A 22131-nucleotide genomic window follows, 5' to 3' on the forward strand; every position below is an offset into this window, starting at 1 on the left:
ATCGCCCTAAGGGATCGCACCGTCGCCCCGCACAGTCGCTGCTGTATAGCCCTGTGCGGAGGTCCCTATGCGCGTTCATCACCTTAACTGCGGCTGCATGTGCCCCCTCGGCGGGGCGTTGTTCGATGGCTTCAGCCGTGGCCTTACGGCACGGCTGGTGTGCCATTGCCTGTTGATCGAAACCGACACCGACGGCCTGGTGCTGGTCGATACCGGCTTCGGTACCACCGACGTCGCTCGTCCCGAGGCGCGTCTGAGCACCTTTTTCCGATACTTCAACAACATCCGTTTCGAGCACCGGTACACCGCGCTGGAACAGGTGCGCCAACTGGGCTTCGATCCCCAGGATGTGCGACATATCGTGCTGACACACCTGGATTTCGACCACGCCGGTGGCCTTGAAGACTTCCCCAATGCCCGGGTGCACGTGATGCAAACGGAAATGGACGCGGCGCGTTCGGCGGCAGGCTGGCGCGACACCCGCAGGTTTCGCGAAAAGCAGTGGAACGGCGTGACCGATTGGGCCTTTTATCAGCCCCAAGGTGAACGCTGGAATGGTTTCGACGCGGTGCGCACCCTGATAGGCGCCAACAGCCACGATATCTTGTTGGTACCGCTGGCAGGCCACACCCCAGGGCACGCAGGCGTGGCCGTACGCACCGGGGACGGTTGGCTGCTGCATGCTGGCGATGCGTACTTTTACCGGGGCGAAATCGGCAACCATCGGCGGGAATGCACGCCCGGGCTGCGCTTCTATCAGCGCATGATGGAGTACGACCACAAACAGCGGGTTGATAACCAGAACCGCTTGCGGGCGCTGTCCCTGGCTGCCGACCAGCAGGTGCGCATGTTCTGCAGCCATGACGCGCTGGAACTCGAGCGCGCGCAAGCGGCGAACCCCAGGCGCTTATAACCTGCGCAAACGCAAACGCCGCAATCGAGGATTGCGGCGTTCTTTGTCAGCGCATTTGCGTCAATGGACGAACAGCGCAATCAGAATGATGATCGGGATCGGGATGCCCAGGAACCACAGCAGTAGGGAGCGCATGATGTTTCTCCTTCGTTGGTCGGTCCGTTGGCTTAGCGAACGGGAACGGTGGTGGTTTGGGTAGCGTGGCGGTCTTCAATCCAGCGGGCCTGATCGCGTTGACGGCCACCGAACAGTGCCGCCAGGCTGGCAGCGAAGGCACCACACAGCAGGGTGATGAAGGTCCACAGGGAAGCCCAGGCAGCGGCCTTGGCAGCAGCATCGGCAGCTTGCTGAGCCTTGAGCTTGGCGTCGTCTGCCGCTTTGCGTACCTGCGCATACACCTGGTCAACACGGGCTTCGGCTTCCGGTTGGCTCAAGCGGGTGCGCTGGGCCACCAGTTGCGCCAGGTAGGTACGGTCATCGGCGTTCAGTGTGCCGTCACCCGACAGCGCCTTGGAGAAGATCCGCCCAGCCACACCATTGGCGGCATCATCACTCACAGAAGCAGGCCCGTTGCTACGGAACAGGGTGTCGGTGAAATAATCCATCGGGTTGCCACCGTTCGCATTGGCGGCCGCGCCGCCGGCGGCGCTTCCTACCATGCTCGCTGCGCCGGATGCCACACTGGCACCGGCCTGCGCGCCCGCTCCAGCGATATTACCCGCGGTGCCTACGATCATTGCCGTGGTCACCAGCGTGGCAACGGCCCAGGACAGGAAACCATGGGCGGTATCACGGAAATACACTTCGTCCCCATGCAGGTTGGCCCACTTCACACGCAACCGGCCGGCCAGGTAGCCACCTAGCCCAGAAGCGAGGATGGCCGTCACCAGCAGCCACAGAATGCTGGAAATACCCAGTGTTTTCGCGCTGGCCCCCTCGTTCGCCCACGGCGATGTTGCGGCGAAGCCTAACCCCGCGCCCGCGACTACCAGAATCAATGTCAACGCTGCGGCACCTGCGGCGCCTGCGAAGATGGCTGCCCAGGAGACTCCTGAGCGATTGGGGCCGTCAGAAACGGCAGATGGATATTCGGCAGAAGTGATCATTTAGTGAGGCCTTTTTTAGTTAGCAATAAGTCCGTCACTCAAGGCGAATGCAGTGGGCGTGCCAGCGATGGAAAATCCTTGCCCCTCGCAAAATCAGGTGTTTAAGCAGCGGCGGCGCGCGCCAGATCATGCAAAATGCGGGATCCCTCACTTTTTCCATGGTGTTATGCAACATGGCAAAAAGCCGGTTCGGCATGGCTTTTCGCACAATCTGCGGTCATAACGATGGAAGAACGCTTTAGAGGCGGCCAGGGTATAGCCGCCTGTCGACGGGGTACGTTCAACTGAACAACTCGACCCAACCGAGCCGGTCAGGATGCATAGCCCCCGTCATGAGAGATCAAACCCATGTCCTTGCGTGCCTGGCCCCTGTTGCTCGCCCTCCCGGCTGCCGCCCTTGTGCTTTCCGGCCGTACCACCCGCCCACCCCGGCCTGCTGACAAAGCCAGGCTCGCCGACAGAACATTTGTCGTCACCGGGGCTTCCAGCGGCGTAGGCCGCGGCGCTGCGCTGGAGCTTGGCCGAAGCGGCGCGAATGTGGTGCTTGCCGCGCGCCGGCTGGACGCGTTGACGAGCCTGGCGGCCGAGATCCAGCGTGCAGGCGGAACAGCCTTGGCTGTGGCAACCGATGTCAGCGATACCGCACAGATGAAGCACCTGGCCGAGCGCGCTATAGGCCGGTTCGGGAATATCGACGGCTGGATCAACAACGCAGGCGTCGTCACCGTAGGGCGCTTTGAAGACATCCCTCTGGAAGACCATCTGCGTTTGCTGGACATCAACCTCAAGGGCCAAGTGATCGGCAGCTACCTTGCGATGAAACACTTTCGCGCTCAGGGGCATGGCACCTTGATCAACGTTGGCTCGGTGGACAGTGAAATCCCCCATGCGTACCAAGGTGCCTATTCGCCCTCCAAGGCCGGTGTGCTGATGCTGGGCCGGGTACTTAATGAAGAGCTGCGGCTCACTCAGGGCCGCGACATTCATGTATGCACCGTGATGCCTTGGGCGCTGGATACCCCCTTGTGGGAGCATGCCGGCAACTACACCGGCCATGAGGCTCGAATGCCAACCATGGATGGCCCAGAGAAAGTAGTGAACGCGATCATTCGTGCCTGCCTCGAACCCATCAAAGAGATCCGGGTGGGATACAAGGCAAAGCTGGCGTACTGGGGGCACCGCGTGGCGCCGAGTATCAACGAGCGGCTCACCGGGATCTTTACGGAAAAAGGCGAGATCGAAATGCATCCGCCGGCGCCAGCGACTTCAGGTAGCGTGCATGAGCCGGTAACAGCTGGCCAGGGCATACAGGGCAGCTGCGGTTAACCCCACCCCCACGGCGTGTGGCTGGGTGCTCGGGGCCGCGCCAGCATCGTGGATGTTCCTGATGCTGGGCAGCTTCATTGTCGCGGGAGGGGTGGCCTATCGCACCGGGGCCAGGCTTATGCCCCCCGGGTGTCCACCAACACTTCACTCACCTGCGTCACCGGGGTGATGTTGGTGAAGTTGGGCACGTCGGCGTTCAGCTCGCCGCCATGGGCGCCCATCACCGTGGCCAGGCTGGCCATGGATTCGAAATACAGGTTGCATTGGGTCACGTACAACGGCGGGGTGCCAGCTTCGTCACCCACCACGCCCTTGTCCACGCTGTACGAGAGCAGGCTGGGGCCGAGGCGTTCGCTCACCAGGGCCATGTGCTTGTTCAGGTAGTAATCGTGATCGAACGTGGCGCCGTTGGCGTTGGGGTAGAGAACGGAAACCTTGATCATGCGAGGGCCCTTCGTCATTGAGAAAGGCCCAAGCATAAGCGCTATTGGTGATGAATCAATGGTGCTCGCGGGTGGCGCGGAATTTCACATCCGGCCAGCGCTCTTCCATCACCGACAGGTTCACCCGCGTAGGGGCCAGGTAAGTCAGGTGACCGCCGCCGTCGATGGCCAGGTTTTCCATGGCCTTGACCTCGAATTCCTCGAGCTTCTTCTTGTCGTCGCAGGAGATCCAGCGGGCCGACCACACGGTGATCGGCTCGTAGGCGCATTCCACCTTGTATTCTTCCTTGAGGCGGCTGGCAACTACGTCGAACTGCAGCACACCCACCGCGCCGAGGATGATGTCGTTACTGCGCTGAGGGAAGAACACCTGGGTGGCGCCCTCCTCGGCCAATTGCTGCAGGCCTTGGCGTAGCTGCTTGGATTTGAGCGGGTCCTTCAGGCGCACGCGGCGGAACAGCTCCGGAGCGAAGTGCGGAATACCGGTAAAGCCAAGGCTTTCGCCTTCGGTGAAGGTGTCGCCGATCTGGATGGTGCCGTGGTTGTGCAACCCGATAATGTCGCCCGCGAAGGCCTCTACCAGTTGCTCACGCTCGGAGGAGAAGAACGTAAGCGCGTCGCCGATGCGCATGTCCTTGCCGGTGCGCACGTGGCGCATCTTCATGCCCTGGTCGTAGCGGCCCGAGCAGATGCGCATGAAGGCGATACGGTCGCGGTGTTTGGGGTCCATGTTCGCCTGGATCTTGAACACGAAGCCGGTGAATTTCTCTTCGACAGGCTCCACGGTGCGCTCGTGCGCCACGCGGGCCAGTGGGCGCGGGGCCCAGTTCACTACCGCGTCCAACACGTGGTCCACACCGAAGTTGCCCAGGGCGGTGCCGAAGAAGACCGGCGTGAGCTGGCCATTCATGAACTCGTCCTGGTCGAACGGATGGCAGGCGCCCTGTACCAGCTCCAACTGCTCGATGAACCGCTCGTATTCGTCACCGAGGTGGGCGCGGGCTTCGTCCGAATCCAGCTTCTCGATGATTTTCACTTCGGTACGCTCATGGCCGTGGCCAGGGGTGTAGACGATGATGTAATCGCCTTCGAGGTGATACACGCCCTTGAAATCCCGATAGCAGCCAATCGGCCAGGTGATGGGCGCGGCCTTGATCTTCAATACCGCCTCGATCTCGTCCAGCAGCTCTATCGGGTCACGTATGTCGCGGTCCAGCTTGTTGATAAAGCTCACGATGGGCGTGTCACGCAGGCGACATACGTCCATCAGGGCGATGGTGCGCGGCTCTACCCCTTTACCGCCGTCGAGCACCATCAGCGCCGAGTCCACCGCGGTAAGGGTGCGGTAAGTGTCTTCGGAGAAGTCTTCGTGGCCCGGGGTGTCGAGCAGGTTGATCATGTGATCGCGGTAGGGGAACTGCATCACGGACGTGGTGATGGAGATGCCGCGCTGCTTCTCCATTTCCATCCAGTCGGACGTGGCGTGGCGGTCCGATTTGCGCGACTTGACCGTACCGGCCACCGCAATTGCCTTGCCCATCAGCAACAGCTTTTCAGTGATGGTGGTTTTACCGGCGTCGGGGTGGGAAATGATTGCAAACGTGCGTCTGCTATTAACTTCGTTGACAATTTTGCTGTCGGACATCGCGAAAATCTCGATTGTGCACGCTGGTATGTACACAGCTGAAAAGGCGCCTTTGGCTGGTTCAACAGGCCGCGCGGGAAACCGCGCATTCTATCAAAGGGCAGCCTCTATTGTCCGATACGTTGGCGTCGCCTCGTCTGGGGCCGTTTCGAGTGCAAATGCCCAAGCGCTTTTGTCCAGCAATAGCCAGGTCAGTGCGGCTTTTTGAAGCCTCTAATTGCTATCAGCCTTCAAGTCACGAAAACCTTCCAGCCTTACTGGCTCGCGGCCGGGCAACCGGGCGACCAATTCCAGCGTTCCGCCCATCGCCTCCACGTAACCTCGCAGTGTAGAAATCAGCATATCGGTGCGCTTTTCTACTTTGGAAACATTTGCCTGCTTCATATCCAGAAGCCCAGCCACCGCCTCTTGAGTGAGGTTCAGCTCTTTGCGGAGCGCTTGCAGAGTCAATTGCTCTTGAATGAGTTCATGACCACGCTGCTCCACCTTCTGCCTACGTGAAGCCGACAAGGTGCTCATTACTTGATCAAGGGACCTAGCCATTGCCGTTCTCCTTCTTCAAAGAGGCTAGATGCCGACGAAATCGGTCATCCGCGCTCTTGATCAGAACTTTATAAAATCTTTTTTCGCTGCTGCCCGACTTGTCGCCCGCTATCAGAACGACCGCTTTTCTTTGCGGGTCAAAAGCAAAAGCCACACGCCAGACTCCGTCGTCGGCCTTAAACCGGAGTTCTTTCATGTTGGCATGTCTCGAGCCGTTCAGGGTGTCGACGTAGGGCCGTCCCAGCTCAGGTCCAAACCGTTCCAGCACCCTGAGCTGTGCTAGTAACTCTTCCTGAACCCCTGCCGCCATGGCCTCGAACTCAATGTCAAACTCATCACAAAACTCGATAAGCCACTTCACTGTATATACCTTTAAATGACTATTCCGTCAAACGAATAGTCTGGGAGCATCCTGCTCGTGTTGGCTGCCGTCAAAGCGCTACCGCTTGAGCTATACGGCTTGCAAATCAGTACCTTGAAGTCTACCCCATTCCTGCGCCGGAACCCCATGCTCGGAAGTCCGGCAAACCCACCCAACCCCAATAGGCGCTGGCCAACTGCTCCTGAACTATGGGAACCTTTAAAACACTGGAGCCGTCCATTGCCCCGTAACCGCTTCGCTTGCGCGGCAGCAATATTGGCAATTCGCGACCTGACGGGGTCGTGCTCAGGGTTCGCCAGGCGCTTGCCGCCCAGGCCCGAACCGCACTTCGCGCCAACACCCGAACGCATCCCTCCCAGGGCATCGCCGAGCGTGTTGGCGCAGACCGATAAACAGGAGTTTCTATGGCCACACGCTATGGAACGGGCCTGGTAGGGTGCGCCGCTGTGCTCGCCGTCCTGGCCCTGCTGATCCACTGGATCGGCGTTGAAACCGTGCTGCATTACCAGCAAGACCTGCTGTTCTACCTGCAAGCCCACCTGGTGCTTGTGCTGGTGTCCATGTTCGCCGCTCTGTTGATCGGCATTCCCGCGGGTGTACTGCTCAGCCGGCCGGCCATGGCCAGGCACGCCGAACGCTTCATGCAAGTGTTCAACATCGGTAATACCGTCCCGCCTCTCGCTGTGCTCGCCATTGCCCTTGGCATTCTCGGCATTGGCAGCGGCCCGGCCATTCTGGCGCTGTTCCTTGCCTCGCTGCTGCCCATCGTGCGCAACACCTATGAAGGCCTGAAGAACGTTCCCGGCTCGCTGAAGGAAGCCGCCACCGGTATCGGTATGACCCCGCGCCAGGTGCTGTGGCAAGTGGAGCTGCCCAACGCCGTGCCGATCATCATCGGTGGGGTACGGGTGGCGCTGGCGCTCAATGTGGGCACCGCGCCGTTGTCGTTCCTGATCGGCGCCAACAGCCTCGGCAGCCTGATATTCCCTGGCATTGCGCTGAACAATCAGCCTCAGCTGGTGCTGGGCGCGGCCTGTACCGCGTTGTTGGCACTGATGCTCGATGGCCTGGTGCTGGTGATCAGCCGTACCTGGCTGGAACGCGGCCTCGCCCCTGCCCGCTGACACAAGGACACGCACATGAACAAATCAGGCTGGCTGCTGGCGGCAGCCCTGCTGTTCTCGGGCATTGCCCAGGCGGCAGACGAACAACCCTTGCTGCGCATCGGCGCGCGGGTATTTACCGAGCAGACCGTACTGGCCACGCTCACCTCGAAGTACCTGGCGACCAAGGGCTTCCGTACTGAAATCACCGGCGGCCTGGGCAGCAATATCGCCCGCAGCGCCCAGGAAAGCGGGCAACTGGACCTGCTGTGGGAATACACCGGGGTGTCGCTGGTTTCCTATAACCACGTCAACGAAAAGCTCGACAGCAACGCTACCTATGCACGAGTGAAAGCATTGGACGCGCAAAAGGGCCTGGTGTGGCTGGCGCCCTCGAAGTTCAACAACACCTACGCCCTGGCGTTCCCCGACAAGGTCGCCCAGCGCTACCCCGAGGTGAACACCATCAGCCAGCTGAACGAGCTGGTGAAGCGCGAGAAGGACGAGGACCACGTGCTTGCACTGGACACCGAGTTCGCCAACCGCCCGGACGGGCTGGTAGGCCTTACCCAAGCCTACGGCCTGGCGTTCGATCGCCGTGACATTCGCCAGATGGACGCCGGCCTGGTGTACACCGCCCTGCGCAACGGCCAGGTGTTCACCGGCCTGGTGTACACCACCGATGGCCGGCTGGATGCCTTCAAGCTGAAAGTGCTGGAAGACGACCGCCATTACTTCCCCGACTACACCGCAGCGCCCGTGGTGCGCAAGGCCGTGCTGGACCAGTACCCGCAACTGGCAACGCTGCTCAAGCCCCTGGCCGAACTGCTGGACAACGCCACCATGCGCCAGTTGAACGCGCGCGTGGACGTGGACCATGAAAACCCCGGCGCGGTGGCCGATGCGTTCCTCGCCCAGCACCCTGAACTGAAGGAGGCGAAATGAACATGCTCGCGACCTTCCAGCACATCGACTGGCAGCAGGTGCTGCACCTCACCGGCCAGCACGTGATGCTTGTAGGCATTGCCGTAAGCCTGGCCATCCTGATCGGCGTACCGCTGGGTATCGTGATGACGCGCTTCCCCGTGCTGGCTGGCCCATTACAGGCGGCCGCCACGGTGTTGCTGACCATCCCGTCCATCGCCCTCTTCGGCCTGCTGTTGCCGTTTTATTCGAAGTTCGGCCAAGGCCTCGGCCCGCTGCCGGCGATCACTGCGGTGTTCCTTTATTCACTGCTGCCCATCCTGCGCAATACCTACCTGGCGCTTACCAGCGTGGAGCCTGGCATCCGTGAAGCGGCCAAGGGCATCGGCATGACCTTCGGCCAGCGTTTGCGCATGGTGGAACTGCCAATTGCGGTACCGGTCATCCTGGCCGGGGTGCGCACTGCCGTAGTGATGAACATCGGCGTAATGACCATCGCCGCCACCATCGGGGCCGGCGGCCTCGGGGTACTTATCCTGACTTCCATCAGCCGCAGCGACATGTCGATGCTGGTGGTGGGCGCGGTATTGGTGAGCCTGCTCGCCATCGTCGCCGACCTCTTCCTGCAATGGCTGCAACGCTCGCTGACACCAAAAGGATTGCTCAAATGATCGAACTCCAGAACCTGACCAAGACGTTCAACAGCAACGGCAAGGACGTTCGCGCCGTGGACGCCGTGAGCCTGACCGTGAACGAGGGCGAGATCTGCGTATTCCTGGGCCCCTCCGGTTGCGGCAAAAGCACCACCTTGAAGATGATCAACCGGCTGATCGAGCCCACTTCCGGGAAGGTACTGATCAATGGCGAGGACACCAGCTCGCTGGACGAAGTGACGCTACGCCGCAAGATCGGCTATGTAATTCAGCAGATCGGACTGTTCCCGAACATGACCATCGAAGAGAACATTACCGTGGTGCCGCGCCTGCTGGGCTGGGACAAAGACCGCTGCCGCGAGCGAGCCCGGGAGCTGATGAGCATGATCAAGCTCGAGCCCAAACAGTACTTGAGCCGCTACCCGCGCGAACTGTCGGGCGGCCAGCAGCAGCGCATCGGGGTGATTCGTGCCTTGGCGGCGGATGCGCCATTGCTGCTGATGGATGAGCCTTTCGGCGCCGTGGACCCGATCAACCGCGAGATGATCCAGAACGAATTCTTCGAGATGCAGCGGGCACTGAACAAGACCGTGATCATGGTCAGCCACGACATCGACGAAGCGTTGAAGCTGGGCGACAAGATCGCGATATTCCGCGCGGGCAAGCTGTTGCAGCTGGACCACCCCGACACCCTGCTCGCCCACCCGGTGGACGATTTCGTCAGCAACTTCGTGGGCCAGGACAGCACCCTCAAGCGCTTGCTGCTGGTAAAGGCCGAAGAAGCGGCCGACAACGCGCCGTCCGTGAGCCCGGACACGCCGGTGGCCGACGCCGTGGAGCTGATGGACGAACACGATCGGCGCTACGTGGTAGTCACCGACGCACAGAACCGCGGCCTGGGTTACGTGCGCCGCCGCGACTTGCACCGCCAGGAAGGCCAGTGCGAAAGCTTCCTGCGCCCGTTCACGGCCACGGCGGCCTCGCAGGAAAACTGTCGGATCCTGCTGTCGCGCATGTACGAGTTCAACCGCTCGTGGTTGCCGGTAATGAACGCCGAGCAAGTGTTCCAGGGCGAGGTCACACAAGAGTCCATTGCCGCCTACCTCAGCTCCGGGCGTTCGCGCGGGATGAAGACTTCCATCGTGTCGCCGGCCGAGCAGGCGGTAGGGTGAGGCTGTGAGGTCGCCCGGGCTGGCCGGGCGACCCTGGTTGAGCGCGCTAGTGATCGTCGATCGGTTCCTCACCCACCAGCACCACATCCAGGGTCAAGTCCATCGGCACGCCGCTGTCATCGACCACATAGCTTAGCCAATGGTCACCTACCGCAACACAGCCATGAGCGCCGAGCATTCGTTTGCGCGGCGAGCGCAGGTGCATGCCAGAAATGGGCCCAAGCGCCGGCACCTGATCGAAGCCGTGGCCGTCGGCATCAAACAGTTTCCACAGTGCGCCAACTTCAGAGGACGCCGGGTAAAGCCCCACATAGTTGTTGACGCTCAGGCCGAACTTGACACCCAGGGATGCGAAGCCCCTTCCATGCAGGAAATCCCAGGACAGCACCTCGTAACCCCATTTGCCGGTGTCCGGGTCCCGGTAATAGTCGAAACGAAACTTGGCCGGCTCGGCTCCCGGGGCATCCAGCACGGTGAGCCAGGGAACTGCCGTATAGGCGACCTTCTCGCCGACGATCTGCACATCGCGGCAATCCCACCAGCCAGGGTTGCCCAAGGCTTGCGTGGCAACAGTGGCAATGAATGAACGGCTCGGGTCTTTGATAAACACAGGAAAACGTCCTTGTATGTGAGGAGCCGCAAAATCTGCACGCCGCCGCGTCACTGTTCGAAGACTGGTAAGCCACCCCTGAGTGTAGGAAAGGGCGCTGGGGTCGGATACCAAGAACACCCTCTTGTGATCGCAGTCGTAACAACAAAGCCTCAGAGCTGTTTAATTTATTTAAATGCGACGTTGAATTTATTTAAACGCGACATTTTTAGTTGATCTCACTCCCCTTACGCCCTACAGTGCGCGCCGAACGTCCATGCTGGAAACGATCCATCCGGCTCAAGTACTGACGACGAGACAGCAAGGTCACTTCCTTATTTCGGAAGCCGGCGAGCGCAGGCCACACAAGGCCAAGCTCAGCCGCTTCCAGGGGTGACCTTTTTGCTTTCGGCGAACAGCCTTGGGAAGTAGGCGAACCAAAGTGGGGATACGGAGGGCGTTCAGTACAGCCACTTTCATTCACGCTTCCCCCGAGGAGTCTCCATGTCGATCAACGTTGAAGATTACTACCCTCGCGAAACCTTCCAGAAAATGAAGGCCTTCGCCGACACTCAGGAAACCCCGTTCGTACTGATCGATACCCAGATCATCAGCCAGGCTTACGACGACCTGCGCGCGGGTTTCGAATTCGCCAAGGTGTATTACGCGGTCAAGGCCAACCCGGCCGTGGAGATCATCGACCTGCTGCGCGACAAGGGCTCGAGCTTCGACATCGCCTCGATCTACGAGCTGGACAAGGTGATGGGCCGCGGCGTTGGCCCAGAGCGCATCAGCTACGGCAACACCATCAAGAAAGCCAAGGACATTCGCTACTTCTACGAGAAGGGCGTGCGCCTGTATGCCACCGACTCTGAAGCCGACCTGCGCAATATCGCCAAGGCCGCGCCGGGCTCGAAAGTGTACGTACGCATCCTGACCGAGGGCTCCACCACGGCGGACTGGCCACTGTCGCGCAAGTTCGGCTGCCAGACCGACATGGCGATGGACCTGTTGATCCTCGCGCGCGACCTGGGCCTGGTGCCTTATGGCGTGTCGTTCCATGTAGGCTCGCAGCAACGTGACATCAGCGTATGGGATGCCGCGATCGCCAAGGTAAAAGTGATTTTCGAGCGCCTGAAAGAAGAAGACGGCATCGAACTCAAGCTGATCAACATGGGCGGTGGCTTCCCGGCCAACTACATCACCCGCACCAACAGCCTGGAAACCTATGCCGAGGAAATCATCCGCTTCCTCAAGGAAGACTTCGGCGATGACCTGCCGGAAATCATCCTGGAGCCGGGCCGTTCGCTGATTGCCAACGCTGGCATCCTGGTAAGCGAAGTGGTGCTGGTGGCCCGCAAGTCGCGTACCGCGGTGGAGCGTTGGGTGTACACGGATGTGGGCAAGTTCTCGGGCCTGATCGAAACTACCGACGAATCCATCAAGTTCCCGATCTGGGTGGAGAAAAAGGGCGAAGTGGAAGAAGTGGTGATCGCCGGGCCAACCTGCGACAGCGCCGACATCATGTACGAGCATTACAAGTACGGCCTGCCACTGAACCTGGCCAGCGGCGACCGCCTGTACTGGCTGTCCACCGGTGCCTACACCACCAGCTACAGCGCTGTGGAATTCAATGGCTTCCCGCCGCTGAAGTCCTACTACCTCTAAGCTTCGCTCGAAGCAGCTTCGGCCCAGCGCGCCGCCAACGCCCGAATTTCCGGCTGGCACGCCTGGGCCAACGCTTCGGCGGCTGTGCGGCGAAACCGCTCGTGACCACCGAGGCGGGCCTTCTCCAGCCAGGCCATGCCTTCTTCCAGCCTGCCCTGGGCAATCAGCACACCGGCATGGCTGAACTGCCCGCGAAAATCCCCGTTCTCGGCCGAACGCTGATACCAGCGATGAGCGGCTGCAACGTCCCGAGGCAATACATTTCCTTCTTCGAGATATCGGCCATACAGGTTCATGGACTTGGCATGCCCTTGCTCGGCCGCGCGGCGGTAACACGCCAGGGCGGCGGCTTCGTCTTTAAGCACGCCGCGCCCGGTGGCCAGCAGGTTGGCCAGGTTATACAGCCCCCAATCCAGCCCTTTTTCAGCACAGTCGCGGTACTCCGCTGCCGCCCGGGCCAGGTTTGGCACGCAGCCCCAGCCGTGTTCGCAACAACGCCCCAGCATGTTCCTGGCCATGAGGTGCCCGGCATCGGCGGCGATCTGGAACCAACGCAGCGCCAGGGCGGGGTCGCGCTCGATGCCACGGCCGTCCAGCAAGATCTGCCCCAGCAGCGCTTGCGCTTCCACGGCACCCGCACTCGCTGCAGCCAGGATGGCCTGTGCCGCGCGGGCAGGTGTATCCGCTAACTGGTCTTTCAACTGGGCGGCATCGAGGGTGTCTTCGCGGCGAAGCGTCCAGCTGCTCACACGTCCACCCAGCGGCGCAGGAGGTTGTGATAGCTGCCGGTCAGCCGAAGCAGCGCGGGATGGTCCGGCACGTCGGCGGTCAGGGACTGAATGGCGCCGTCCATCTCGAACAGCAATGCCCGCTGGGCATCTTCGCGCACCAGGCTTTGCGTCCAGAAGAACGCCGCATAGCGCGCGCCTCGGGTCACCGGCCGAACCTTGTGCAAACTGGTACCGGGATACAACAGCATGTCCCCGGCCGCCAGCTTGATGGCTTGGGTACCGAAGGTGTCCTGTATTTCCAGCTCGCCGCCGTCGTAGTCGGCGGGGTCGCTTAAAAACAACGTGGAGGACAGGTCGGTACGCAGGCGCTCGCCACCGCCTCGCGGCTGGCGCACGGCGTTATCAATGTGGAAATCGAAACTGCCGCCATCTCGGTAACAGTTGATCAGCGGCGGGAAAATCTTGTGGGGCAACGCCGCGGACAGGAACAGCGGATGGGCCCACAGCCGTTCTAGCAAGGCGGCGCCTATCTCCCGCGACAATGGATGGTCTTCGGGCAACTGAAGGTTGTGCTTGGCCTTCGCAGACTGGTACCCGGCCGTAAGCTTGCCATCCGCCCAATCGGTGGCGGCAAGCGCCTTGCGGATGCGGGCGACCTCATCCGGGGCAAAAACGGCGGGTATTTGAATGAGCATGGCGGCGCCTCGTGCGAACAGGGCGCAATGATATTGATTCCCAGTTCACAACCGCAAGCGGTCTCGCAGGGTGAAGCGTTTCGGAGGTTTCTGCTCAAAATGTAAAGAATGTAAATTTTTGACAAACAATATCTTTTCTCAATTGTTACAAATAATCATTTGACCTATCCTCCGCCGCCTCAAGACCCGGGGAGGGAATCCAATGTCACGCCATTTCAAACCATTCCAAGGCTCGCCACGGCTGATCGCCTCTGCAGTCGGGGTCGCTATTACGTCCCTTTCCGCCGCGCAAATGGCGCAAGCCGCGGAAGCTGAAGACAACGCAGTCACCCTGGGTGCTACCTCGGTTACCGAGAAGGCTCAAAGCGATTCGTATCAGGTGGAACAGTCGGCGTCGCAAAAGTATACCGCCCCCCTCCGTGACACCCCTCGGTCCGTCACTGTTGTTCCGCAGCAAGTCATCAAGGATACCGCTGCCTCTACCCTGCAGGACGCCTTGCGCACCGTGCCGGGCATTACCTTCGGCGCAGGCGAAGGCGGCAACCCTCAAGGGGACCGCCCAATCATCCGGGGCTTCGATGCCCAGGGCGATACCTACATCGACGGCGTACGGGATGCCGGCGCTCAAAGCCGCGAGATCTTCGATATCGAATCCATCGAAGTCAGCAAGGGCCCAAACTCCGCCATGGGCGGCAGGGGTAGTGCCGGCGGTAGCTTGAACCTGATCAGCAAGCTGCCCAAGGACTATGATTTCCTCGATGGCGGCTTCGTTTATGGCTCGGACCAGACCCGCCGTTACACGCTCGACGTGAACCGCAAATTCCTGGATACCGCAGCTTTCCGCCTGAACCTGATGAGCCACGAGCAAAACGTGGCCGGCCGCGATGCAATCGATTACGACCGTTGGGGCGTGGCGCCTTCTCTGACCTTTGGCCTGGGCACTGAAAACCGGCTGAACCTCAGTTACTACCATATGGAAAGTGACGATCTGCCGGACTCCGGCATTCCCTATGGCTACGCCTCTCCCACTGCTACGGCCCATGGTCATGACAAGCCTGATGACGGCGGCGACAGCAGCAATTTCTACGGGCTCAAGGACCGCGACTTCCGCAAGACCCGCGCCGACATCAGCACCATTGCCTTCGAACATGACTTCAGCGACACCATGACGCTGAAGAACACCCTTCGCCATGGCAACACCGGCCAGGACTACTTCCTGACCCAGCCTGATGACAGCAAGCGTAACGTGAGCCAGTACGGCACCGTGTGGCGCCGCGCCAATAGCCGTGTTTCGGTGACCGAAACGACCACTAACCAGACAGACCTGTTCGGCGAATTCCACGCACTGGGCTTCAAGAACAATTACTCCACCGGCCTGGAAATCACTCGGGAAAAAACCCGGGTCAGCGGCTACACCTACAGCACCAGCGGCCTGACCAATTGCTCCCCCACGGGTAACGGCAACAGTGTTGCTGGCAACTGCACCTCGTTGAGCGATCCCAATCCGAATGACGCCTACGGCGGCAGCATTACCCGCAACCGGGTAACCACCGAGACCGCAGCCAACACGCGCTCGCTGTATGCCTTCGACACCATCGAGCTCGACCCCCAGTGGCTGCTCAACCTGGGCGCGCGTTACGACAGCTTCGATACAACGGCCAATTCGCCAACCGCTCATGCGACCAACGACAGCAACTTCTGGAACTGGCAGGCAGGTATAACCTTCAAGCCAACGGAAAACGGCAGCATTTATGCGTCGTTTGCTACTTCGGCTACCCCGCCCGGCGGGCTGGTAGGCGATGGCTCCGAAGGCAACCCGCTCAGCGCCGGCACCGCTTCCAGCGAACTGGAACCGGAAACCACAAAGAACTATGAAATCGGCACCAAGTGGGATCTGTTCAACGAGCGAGTATCGCTGGCGGCCGCGATCTTCCGCACAGAGAAGGACAACACGCGCGTTCTGGTGAGCACCAACAGTTACCAAAACGCGGGCAAATCCCGAGTGGACGGCGTGGAGCTGTCCGCCAGCGGCAAGATCACCGATAAATGGCAGGTGTTCGCGGGCTACAGCTACCTGGACAGCGAACTGGTGGACGCAGGGCTGACCGGCCGTAACGGGGCCGTCACAGCAGGCGCCGCGCAGGCTTCCGGTAACGAGATGCCCAACACCCCGAAGAACAGCTTCAGCCTGTGGACAACCTACGAGCTGATGCCGAAACTCACCGTGGGTGGCGGTGCGTTTTATGTTGATGATGTGTACGGCGATACAGGCAATACCGTGTACATTCCTTCGTACACCCGTTACGACGCCATGGCAGCCTACAAGCTCAACAAGACCGTAGACTTCCAGGTGAACGTGCAGAACCTCACCGACAAAACCTATTACGACAAGGCCTACGCGTCGCACTTCGCCACGCAGGCCGCCGGCCGGACGGTATTGTTCAGCACAAACGTCCACTTCTAACTCAACCCGGCGAACCACCCCGCTCACTTCGGTCAGCGGGGTTTTTGCTGTTCGGGCCATTCGCAAATTGCAGCCAGCAGGCAGGCGTCGTGTTCAAGAAAACCATTTTTCAACTTCACTGGCTGTTCGGTATTACCGCAGGCCTGGTGCTTTCACTGATGGGCCTTACCGGCGCGTTGTATTCCTTCCAGGAAGAGATACTGCAGGCGCTGAACCCTGATACCTCGCAAGTACAGGCCCGGGAAACAGGCCTATTGCCCGCTTCCGAGCTGGTGCAGCGGCTTGAAGCCGAGGGCGCCGGCAAGGTCACCGGGATGTGGGTACATATCGGCACCGGGCCGGCATCACAGGCCTTCTACGCCCCGGCGCCCGGCCAGCGGCGCGGGCCCATGCGGTACTTCGACCCTTACACCGGCGAGCTGCAAGGCCGTGTAGTGGGCCAAGGCTTCTTCGGCTTTGTACTGCAGCTGCATCGCTTCCTTGCCATCGGTGAAACCGGCAAGCAAATCACCGCGGCCTGCACGCTGATACTGCTGTTCTTTTGCCTCTCCGGGTTGTACCTGCGCTGGCCGAAAAACCCGCTGCGCTGGCGTACCTGGCTCACGTTCAACTGGGCGAAAAAGGGCCGGGCCTTCAACTGGGACCTGCACGCGGTGGCAGGCACCTGGTGTTTGCTGTTCTATCTGATTGCAGCTGTTACCGGGTTGATCTGGTCTTACGACTGGTTCCGCGATGGGGCCTCACGCGTGATGACCGGTGCGGTGATAGCGCAACGTGGTGGCGAAGCCCGAGGCCGCCCTGCCCCGGGCCCCGCGCCACAAGTGAACTGGGATGCGATCTGGGCTTCGATCCAGCAGGCCGGTGGCCCCCACACAAGCAGCATCAACCTGCGCCTGCCGGCAGCGCCCGGCCAGCCCGCGAATGGCTTCTATCTGCTGACGACTTCACCCCATGACCGTGCCTTCAACCAAATGGTACTGAACCCGGTCACCGGTGCGGTGCTCAAGCATGAACGCTATGCCGACAAACCACTTGGGGAGCAGTTGTTTTCGAGCAACTACGCGGTACACACCGGCGCCTTCTTCGGCCTGCCTGGCCGGCTGTTGATGACCGCCGCCAGCCTGTGCATGCCGCTGTTTTTCATCACCGGCTGGCTGTTGTACCTGGACCGCCGACGCAAGAAGCGCCACATCCGCCTCAGCCAGCAAGGGCTGGACGGCCACCGGGAAGGCTGGCTTGTTGTGTTTGCCAGCCAGAGTGGCTTCGCCGAACAGCTGGCATGGCAGGCAGCGGCCAGGCTGCAGGCCGGAGGCCAGGGCGCGCGCGTTGTAGCACTGGCGGCCGTAAGCGAGAGCGACCTCAAAAGCGCGCAACGGGCGTTGTTTGTGGTGAGCACATTCGGCGACGGCGAGGCCCCGGACTCGGCTCGGCTATTCGAAAAGCAGCTGGCGGTACGTCAGTGGCCGTTGCCGCAACTGGAATATGCCCTGTTGGCGCTCGGCGACCGGAGTTACCAAAACTTCTGCGGTTTTGGCCGCAGGCTCGCAGGCTGGCTCGACGCCCAAGGCGCGCGGGCGCTGTTCCCAACGGTTGAGGTGGACAGCGGCAGCCCCGCGAACCTGGAGCAATGGAGCACTCACCTGGCGGCGTATTGCGCGGCCGACGCCACACAAACAGGGCCCGCCCCATGGCAACAGTGGCGGCTGGCCCAGCGTACATTGCTTAACCCCGGCAGTGCTGGCGCCCCGCTGTTCGAGCTGGAACTCGCGCCGCCTGCGCAAGCCACATGGCAGGCCGGTGACGTAGTGGAAATCCTGCCACCAGGCCAGGCGCTGGCTACCCAACCCCGGGCCTATTCCATTGCGTCGTTGCCGAGCGAAGGCTGCGTGCGACTGCTGGTGCGCCAGCATAGCCTGAGCGACGGCCGCCTGGGCGTGTGCTCCGGTTGGCTCACTACAGCAGCGCCTTTGGGCGCCGTGATAGAGGCCCGGGTACGGCGCAACAGCAATTTTCATCTACCCGAGGATGACCGGCCGGTGATCCTGATCGGTAACGGCAGCGGGCTGGCCGGTTTGCTGGGGCTGGCCAAGGCGCGTATCCAGGCTGCCCAGCGCCGTACCTGGCTGATCTTCGGCGAGCGCAACAGCGCTACGGATTTCTTCCATGAGGCCCAGCTCAAGGGCTGGCACGCCAGTGGCGATCTGGCTCGCCTGGACACAGTGTTCTCCCGCGATCAGGTGCAGAAACGCTACGTGCAGCATGTGGTGCGAGAGGCCGCCACCGGCCTTCGCCATTGGATTGCAGACGGCGCCTCGATCTATGTATGCGGCAGCCTGGAGGGCATGGCCCAAGGCGTTGACGCCGCCCTGCGTGAAGTACTGGGCGACGCCGAGGTAGATGCGCTCATCGCCAGTGGGCGGTATCGGCGGGATGTGTACTGATACCTGCCTCTGAGAAGCAGGCACTGCCCTAGAACTGGGTAGGCTGGAGTATAGGGGCGGTGCTTGCTTGACATACCACTTACAGGGCCTAAGGCATGCAGCCTTCGGCCGGGCCTGCAACGAATGATCGGAGTAGGTTGCTGCTGGCCCTCATACGGTTTTCCAACCGCTAACAATCTGGCTAGCATCGTTCATTGAAAACACCCACTCATTACCATATTTCTTCTTGCTAAAAAGCTTCAGGTCAACAAGGCCATTCAGCACCGCCGCCGCCGTATTATAGGCGCACCCCAGATTTTCTTTTACATTTGTTATGGTAAATTCCTGCGCAACTCCTGATTTCGCGACATTGAATACCACCCTCTGCTTCTCCGAAAGTTTTGAATACAGCCCGGACTGATAGAGAAACGCATTGAAATTCGCCATGCCTTCAACTGCCTTCTCATATGCAGTTCGGAATTGCGTTACCGCTCTGACGATAATCCTACATTGGTAATCTATAAAATAGGTCAGATCCATGTCGTCGGTTTCGGTATACAGATAACTCTTTCCATACTGTATCGGCGCAGACTTTAACAACGAACTGATAGCGATGTACCTGAAAGCACCAAAGCCACTCTTGAACAAATACCAATAAAAAAGTGCTCGCGCTACGCGGCCATTACCGTCATTAAATGGGTGCTCGTAGCCAATAATGAAGTGGATGACGATTGCCTTCACCAAAGGGTGAATGTAATGCTTGGTGTTCATATCCGTATGATTGAAATTTATCCACTCAATGACCGCAGCCAAGCGGCCGTCAAGGTTCGACACCGGTGGCGGTTGGTGAGCGATACCCCCGCTCCCATCCCCGACGACCACATCATCGTCAGTCTTGAATTCTCCCGGATGGTATTTCTCATCATCAATGCCTTCCACCCCCGTCTGATGAAACTCGGCTATCAATTCCAACGTAAGATCTTTGTTACGCGCCTCCCATGCGCAGTTCATCATTTTGAAATTTCCCAGGATCATTTTTTCGTCAGGAGTTCTAGGTCCTTTCGTTCTTTTCAATAGATCCTTGGCCGCCTTTGTTGTAGTTGCGGCGCCTTCAAGCTGACTACTACTTATAGCTTCGTCCTCAACGAGATCATTCAGCAAATATTGTATATGCTTGCGCTCACCAATATTAGAGCACATCCATTCCAAAGCGGCTGTGGTTGTATGCTGGTCGCATGCCGATATAGCCATATGAGTAGCGGGAGTATATAAAAAATTACACATCCGAGGGGGCTCACCCAGCTCTAATATCGGTGAAAGCTGTTGCCGCCTAGCCATCTTCGTAATAGACCAAGCAAGCTCTACATCGATATCCTTCTTGACCTTGAACCTAAATCTGTCGAAATGGAGATACCGACCCTTTGAGTCAAGGGGATGGCTAAATTCCATGTACTCCCCTAGCCGGCCCGGATACTTTTCCAGTAGCACACTGAAGGGGTTACCCAGTGGCGGTGGTGGCGATTTGATCAAGCTCATCTCAAAAATCCCTCGGTTTGAGACAGCGTAAGGCATAGCATTTCAATTTTCTAGAAAATTGAGACAGTGATTTGGGAACAGACTCGGCGCTACAAGCTTGGGCCGTAGGTGGTTTTGGAGCGCTGGGGGAGTGGGGTCTTCCGCCTTTACAGGCGGTCGACGCTGCATCCAGCTGCGCAATCAGGGAGGCTACTGATTCACGCGGGTTGCAATCTCTGCTCGAACACTGCCACGCCGTCCAGGTCGCGCAGGGTGACCGTAAGCTCGCCGCTCTGGGCTTCTATGTTCACTTCGCCGAAAAACTGGTACCCGGCAAAGGGCGAGGCGTTTTGTTTCGCGGGTGCCTTCTGAAACACCACTTCAGGGCCGAAGGTGAGGTCCAGCGGGTTGGGGCCGAAGCTGCCAGCGTTCAACGGCCCCGCCACGAACTCCCAGAACGGGTCGAAATCCTGGAACGCCGCGCGATCGGGGTGGTAGTGGTGGGCGGCGCAGTAGTGCACGTCGGCCGTCAGCCATACGGTGTTCTTCACCTGCTGTTGGCGCAGGTGGCCGAGCAGTTCGGCCATCTCCAGCTCTCGCCCCTTGGCCGGCCCGTTGTCACCGTTGGCGATCGCTTCCCAGCGCCCTACCCCGGGGCTTACCTCACCATCAGGCACACCCAGGCCAATCGGCATGTCGGCGGCGACCACCTTCCATTGTGCGCGGGATGCTGCCAATTCTGCCTTGAGCCAATCCAGTTGCTCGCGCCCCATGAACGCACTGTCGGCATTCATGGTTTCGCCCAGGTTGGCATCGTTGCCGCCGCGGTAGCTGCGCATGTCCAGCACGAACACATCCAGCGTAGGCCCGTACGGGATACGCCGGTAAACCCGCCGGCCCCCATCGCCCCGCTGCGGGCGCATGGGTGAATATTCCAGCCAGGCCTGGCGTGCCGGCGCCACCAGCTGCTGGATGTCACGCGTGCGGTAACGCTCGTCAAGCTGCTTGCTGGGTGACCAGTTGTTCACCACTTCGTGGTCGTCCCACTGCCAGATCTGCGGCACCTCGGCGTTGAACCGGCGTACGTTCTCGTCCATCAAGTTGTAGCGATAGTTGCCGCGGTAATCGCCCAGCGTTTCGGCCACCTTGCTCTTGGCTTCGCTGGTGAGGTTGCGCCAGATGCGCCCGTCTTCCGTGGTGAGCTGCGCGGGTACCGGGCCGTCAGCGTAAATGGTGTCGCCGCTGTGAATAAAGAAATCCGGCAGCCGCAGCCGCATGGCTTCATAAATGCGCATGCCGCCGATATCAGGGTTGATCCCGAAGCCCTGCCCCACGGTATCGCCGCTCCACACGAAACGAATGTTTCGCGGCTGGGCAGGCACGCTGCGCAAGTGCCCGAACCATGGCTCGCTGGCTACACCGGTGTTGCCGTCCTCGAACCACAGCCGATAGAAGATCGCCTGCCCCGCCGGCAGCCCGGTCAATTCCACGCGGCCAGTGAAGTCGCTGCTGGCATCTACCAACGCCGAGGTCACCCGCCTCGGCTGGCTGAACACGCTGCGGGTATCCCACTCCACCACGAGTTTGGCGGGGCGGTCGCAGCGGCTCCAGATCATGGCCCGATCACCGAGCGGATCGCCCGACTGCACCCCATCTGTCAGCTGCGGCCGATCCTTGACCGATGCCAGTACCGCCGGGGCGAGGCCAGGCAGCAGCAAGCCCGCGCCCACGCCTTGGAGCAGACGACGGCGGGCAATGGGGAATTCACTCATGGGGGTGCTCCTTCACGGGGTATGAAGGAGCCTAATTAACGGCACAAAGATGACAGCAACATGTACG

The 22131-nt window shown here is 60.3% G+C and carries 19 protein-coding genes; 9 read left to right on the forward strand and 10 right to left on the reverse strand.

The features are described 5' to 3' along the window. Positions 1-67 precede the first annotated feature (67 nt). Positions 68-913, forward strand: coding sequence for an MBL fold metallo-hydrolase (locus G7016_RS14700; protein ID WP_181115523.1), 846 nt, complete (start codon positions 68-70; stop codon positions 911-913). Between the two features lie 167 nt (positions 914-1080). Here G7016_RS14700 and G7016_RS14705 read toward each other — a convergent pair whose 3' ends face one another. After that, positions 1081-2019 carry a hypothetical protein gene (locus tag G7016_RS14705; protein WP_181115525.1) on the reverse strand — a complete coding sequence of 313 codons (939 nt, stop codon included), beginning with the start codon at positions 2017-2019 and terminating at the stop codon, positions 1081-1083. A gap of 348 nt (positions 2020-2367) precedes the next feature. On the opposite strand from G7016_RS14705, the gene G7016_RS14710 reads away from it, so the two are divergent. Next, entirely contained in the window at positions 2368-3345 is a 978-nt protein-coding gene (locus G7016_RS14710; RefSeq protein ID WP_258195197.1) for an SDR family NAD(P)-dependent oxidoreductase, read from the forward strand. Positions 3346-3461: 116 nt separating this feature from the next. Here G7016_RS14710 and G7016_RS14715 read toward each other — a convergent pair whose 3' ends face one another. The 4 genes from G7016_RS14715 to G7016_RS14730 form a co-directional block, all read right to left on the reverse strand. Then, on the reverse strand, positions 3462-3788 hold the full coding sequence (locus tag G7016_RS14715; protein ID WP_181115527.1) for an EthD family reductase: 327 nt from the start codon (positions 3786-3788) through the stop codon (positions 3462-3464). A gap of 55 nt (positions 3789-3843) precedes the next feature. Then, positions 3844-5433: a peptide chain release factor 3 gene (locus tag G7016_RS14720; protein ID WP_181115529.1), complete on the reverse strand. Its 1590-nt coding sequence runs from the start codon at positions 5431-5433 to the stop codon at positions 3844-3846. Positions 5434-5646: 213 nt separating this feature from the next. Next, positions 5647-5976, reverse strand: coding sequence for an XRE family transcriptional regulator (locus tag G7016_RS14725; protein WP_181115531.1), 330 nt, complete (start codon positions 5974-5976; stop codon positions 5647-5649). Then, complete coding sequence (locus G7016_RS14730; protein WP_181115533.1) at positions 5969-6337, reverse strand: type II toxin-antitoxin system RelE/ParE family toxin; 369 nt, start codon at positions 6335-6337, stop codon at positions 5969-5971. Before G7016_RS14730 ends, G7016_RS14725 begins: the two co-directional genes overlap by 8 nt. Positions 6338-6762: 425 nt before the next feature. On the opposite strand from G7016_RS14730, the gene G7016_RS14735 reads away from it, so the two are divergent. The 4 genes from G7016_RS14735 to G7016_RS14750 are packed head-to-tail and all read left to right on the forward strand — an operon-like array spanning position 6763 to position 10210. Next, a complete protein-coding gene (locus tag G7016_RS14735; RefSeq protein WP_181115535.1) occupies positions 6763-7482 on the forward strand; it encodes an ABC transporter permease in 720 nt (239 codons plus the stop codon). 15 nt (positions 7483-7497) lie between these two features. After that, positions 7498-8406: a glycine betaine ABC transporter substrate-binding protein gene (locus G7016_RS14740; protein ID WP_181115539.1), complete on the forward strand. Its 909-nt coding sequence runs from the start codon at positions 7498-7500 to the stop codon at positions 8404-8406. Continuing rightward, positions 8403-9056: an ABC transporter permease gene (locus tag G7016_RS14745; RefSeq protein ID WP_181115541.1), complete on the forward strand. Its 654-nt coding sequence runs from the start codon at positions 8403-8405 to the stop codon at positions 9054-9056. Before G7016_RS14740 ends, G7016_RS14745 begins: the two co-directional genes overlap by 4 nt. Continuing rightward, positions 9053-10210 (forward strand): osmoprotectant ABC transporter ATP-binding protein OsmV, encoded by a 1158-nt coding sequence (locus G7016_RS14750; RefSeq protein WP_181115545.1) that lies wholly within the window; start codon positions 9053-9055, stop codon positions 10208-10210. Before G7016_RS14745 ends, G7016_RS14750 begins: the two co-directional genes overlap by 4 nt. A gap of 46 nt (positions 10211-10256) precedes the next feature. Here the strand turns inward: G7016_RS14750 and G7016_RS14755 are convergent, their stop codons facing one another. After that, complete coding sequence (locus G7016_RS14755) at positions 10257-10820, reverse strand: hypothetical protein (protein WP_181115548.1); 564 nt, start codon at positions 10818-10820, stop codon at positions 10257-10259. A gap of 483 nt (positions 10821-11303) precedes the next feature. On the opposite strand from G7016_RS14755, the gene G7016_RS14760 reads away from it, so the two are divergent. After that, complete coding sequence (locus tag G7016_RS14760) at positions 11304-12467, forward strand: type III PLP-dependent enzyme (RefSeq protein ID WP_181115551.1); 1164 nt, start codon at positions 11304-11306, stop codon at positions 12465-12467. Here the strand turns inward: G7016_RS14760 and G7016_RS14765 are convergent. Together G7016_RS14765 and G7016_RS14770 are read right to left on the reverse strand one after the other, a co-directional pair. Continuing rightward, on the reverse strand, positions 12464-13216 hold the full coding sequence (locus G7016_RS14765) for a tetratricopeptide repeat protein (RefSeq protein ID WP_181115554.1): 753 nt from the start codon (positions 13214-13216) through the stop codon (positions 12464-12466). The genes G7016_RS14760 and G7016_RS14765 overlap by 4 nt on opposite strands. Beyond that, positions 13213-13893 carry a Fe2+-dependent dioxygenase gene (locus G7016_RS14770; RefSeq protein ID WP_181115557.1) on the reverse strand — a complete coding sequence of 227 codons (681 nt, stop codon included), beginning with the start codon at positions 13891-13893 and terminating at the stop codon, positions 13213-13215. Before G7016_RS14770 ends, G7016_RS14765 begins: the two co-directional genes overlap by 4 nt. Positions 13894-14095: 202 nt before the next feature. On the opposite strand from G7016_RS14770, the gene G7016_RS14775 reads away from it, so the two are divergent. Together G7016_RS14775 and G7016_RS14780 are read left to right on the forward strand one after the other, a co-directional pair. After that, positions 14096-16357: a TonB-dependent receptor gene (locus G7016_RS14775; RefSeq protein ID WP_181115560.1), complete on the forward strand. Its 2262-nt coding sequence runs from the start codon at positions 14096-14098 to the stop codon at positions 16355-16357. Positions 16358-16446: 89 nt separating this feature from the next. Then, positions 16447-18798, forward strand: a complete 2352-nt coding sequence (locus G7016_RS14780) for a PepSY domain-containing protein (protein ID WP_181115562.1) — start codon at positions 16447-16449, stop codon at positions 18796-18798. A gap of 150 nt (positions 18799-18948) precedes the next feature. Here the strand turns inward: G7016_RS14780 and G7016_RS14785 are convergent, their stop codons facing one another. Next, on the reverse strand, positions 18949-20307 hold the full coding sequence (locus G7016_RS14785) for a Fic family protein (RefSeq protein WP_181115761.1): 1359 nt from the start codon (positions 20305-20307) through the stop codon (positions 18949-18951). 203 nt (positions 20308-20510) lie between these two features. Then, the gene (locus G7016_RS14790) at positions 20511-22064 is read right to left on the reverse strand and encodes an alkaline phosphatase D family protein (protein ID WP_181115564.1); all 1554 of its coding nucleotides are present in this window, start codon (positions 22062-22064) and stop codon (positions 20511-20513) included. Positions 22065-22131: the final 67 nt, after the last annotated feature.

The sequence above is a fragment of the Pseudomonas japonica genome (assembly GCF_013522925.1).
GTDB classification, from domain to species: Bacteria; Pseudomonadota; Gammaproteobacteria; order Pseudomonadales; family Pseudomonadaceae; genus Aquipseudomonas; species Aquipseudomonas japonica_A.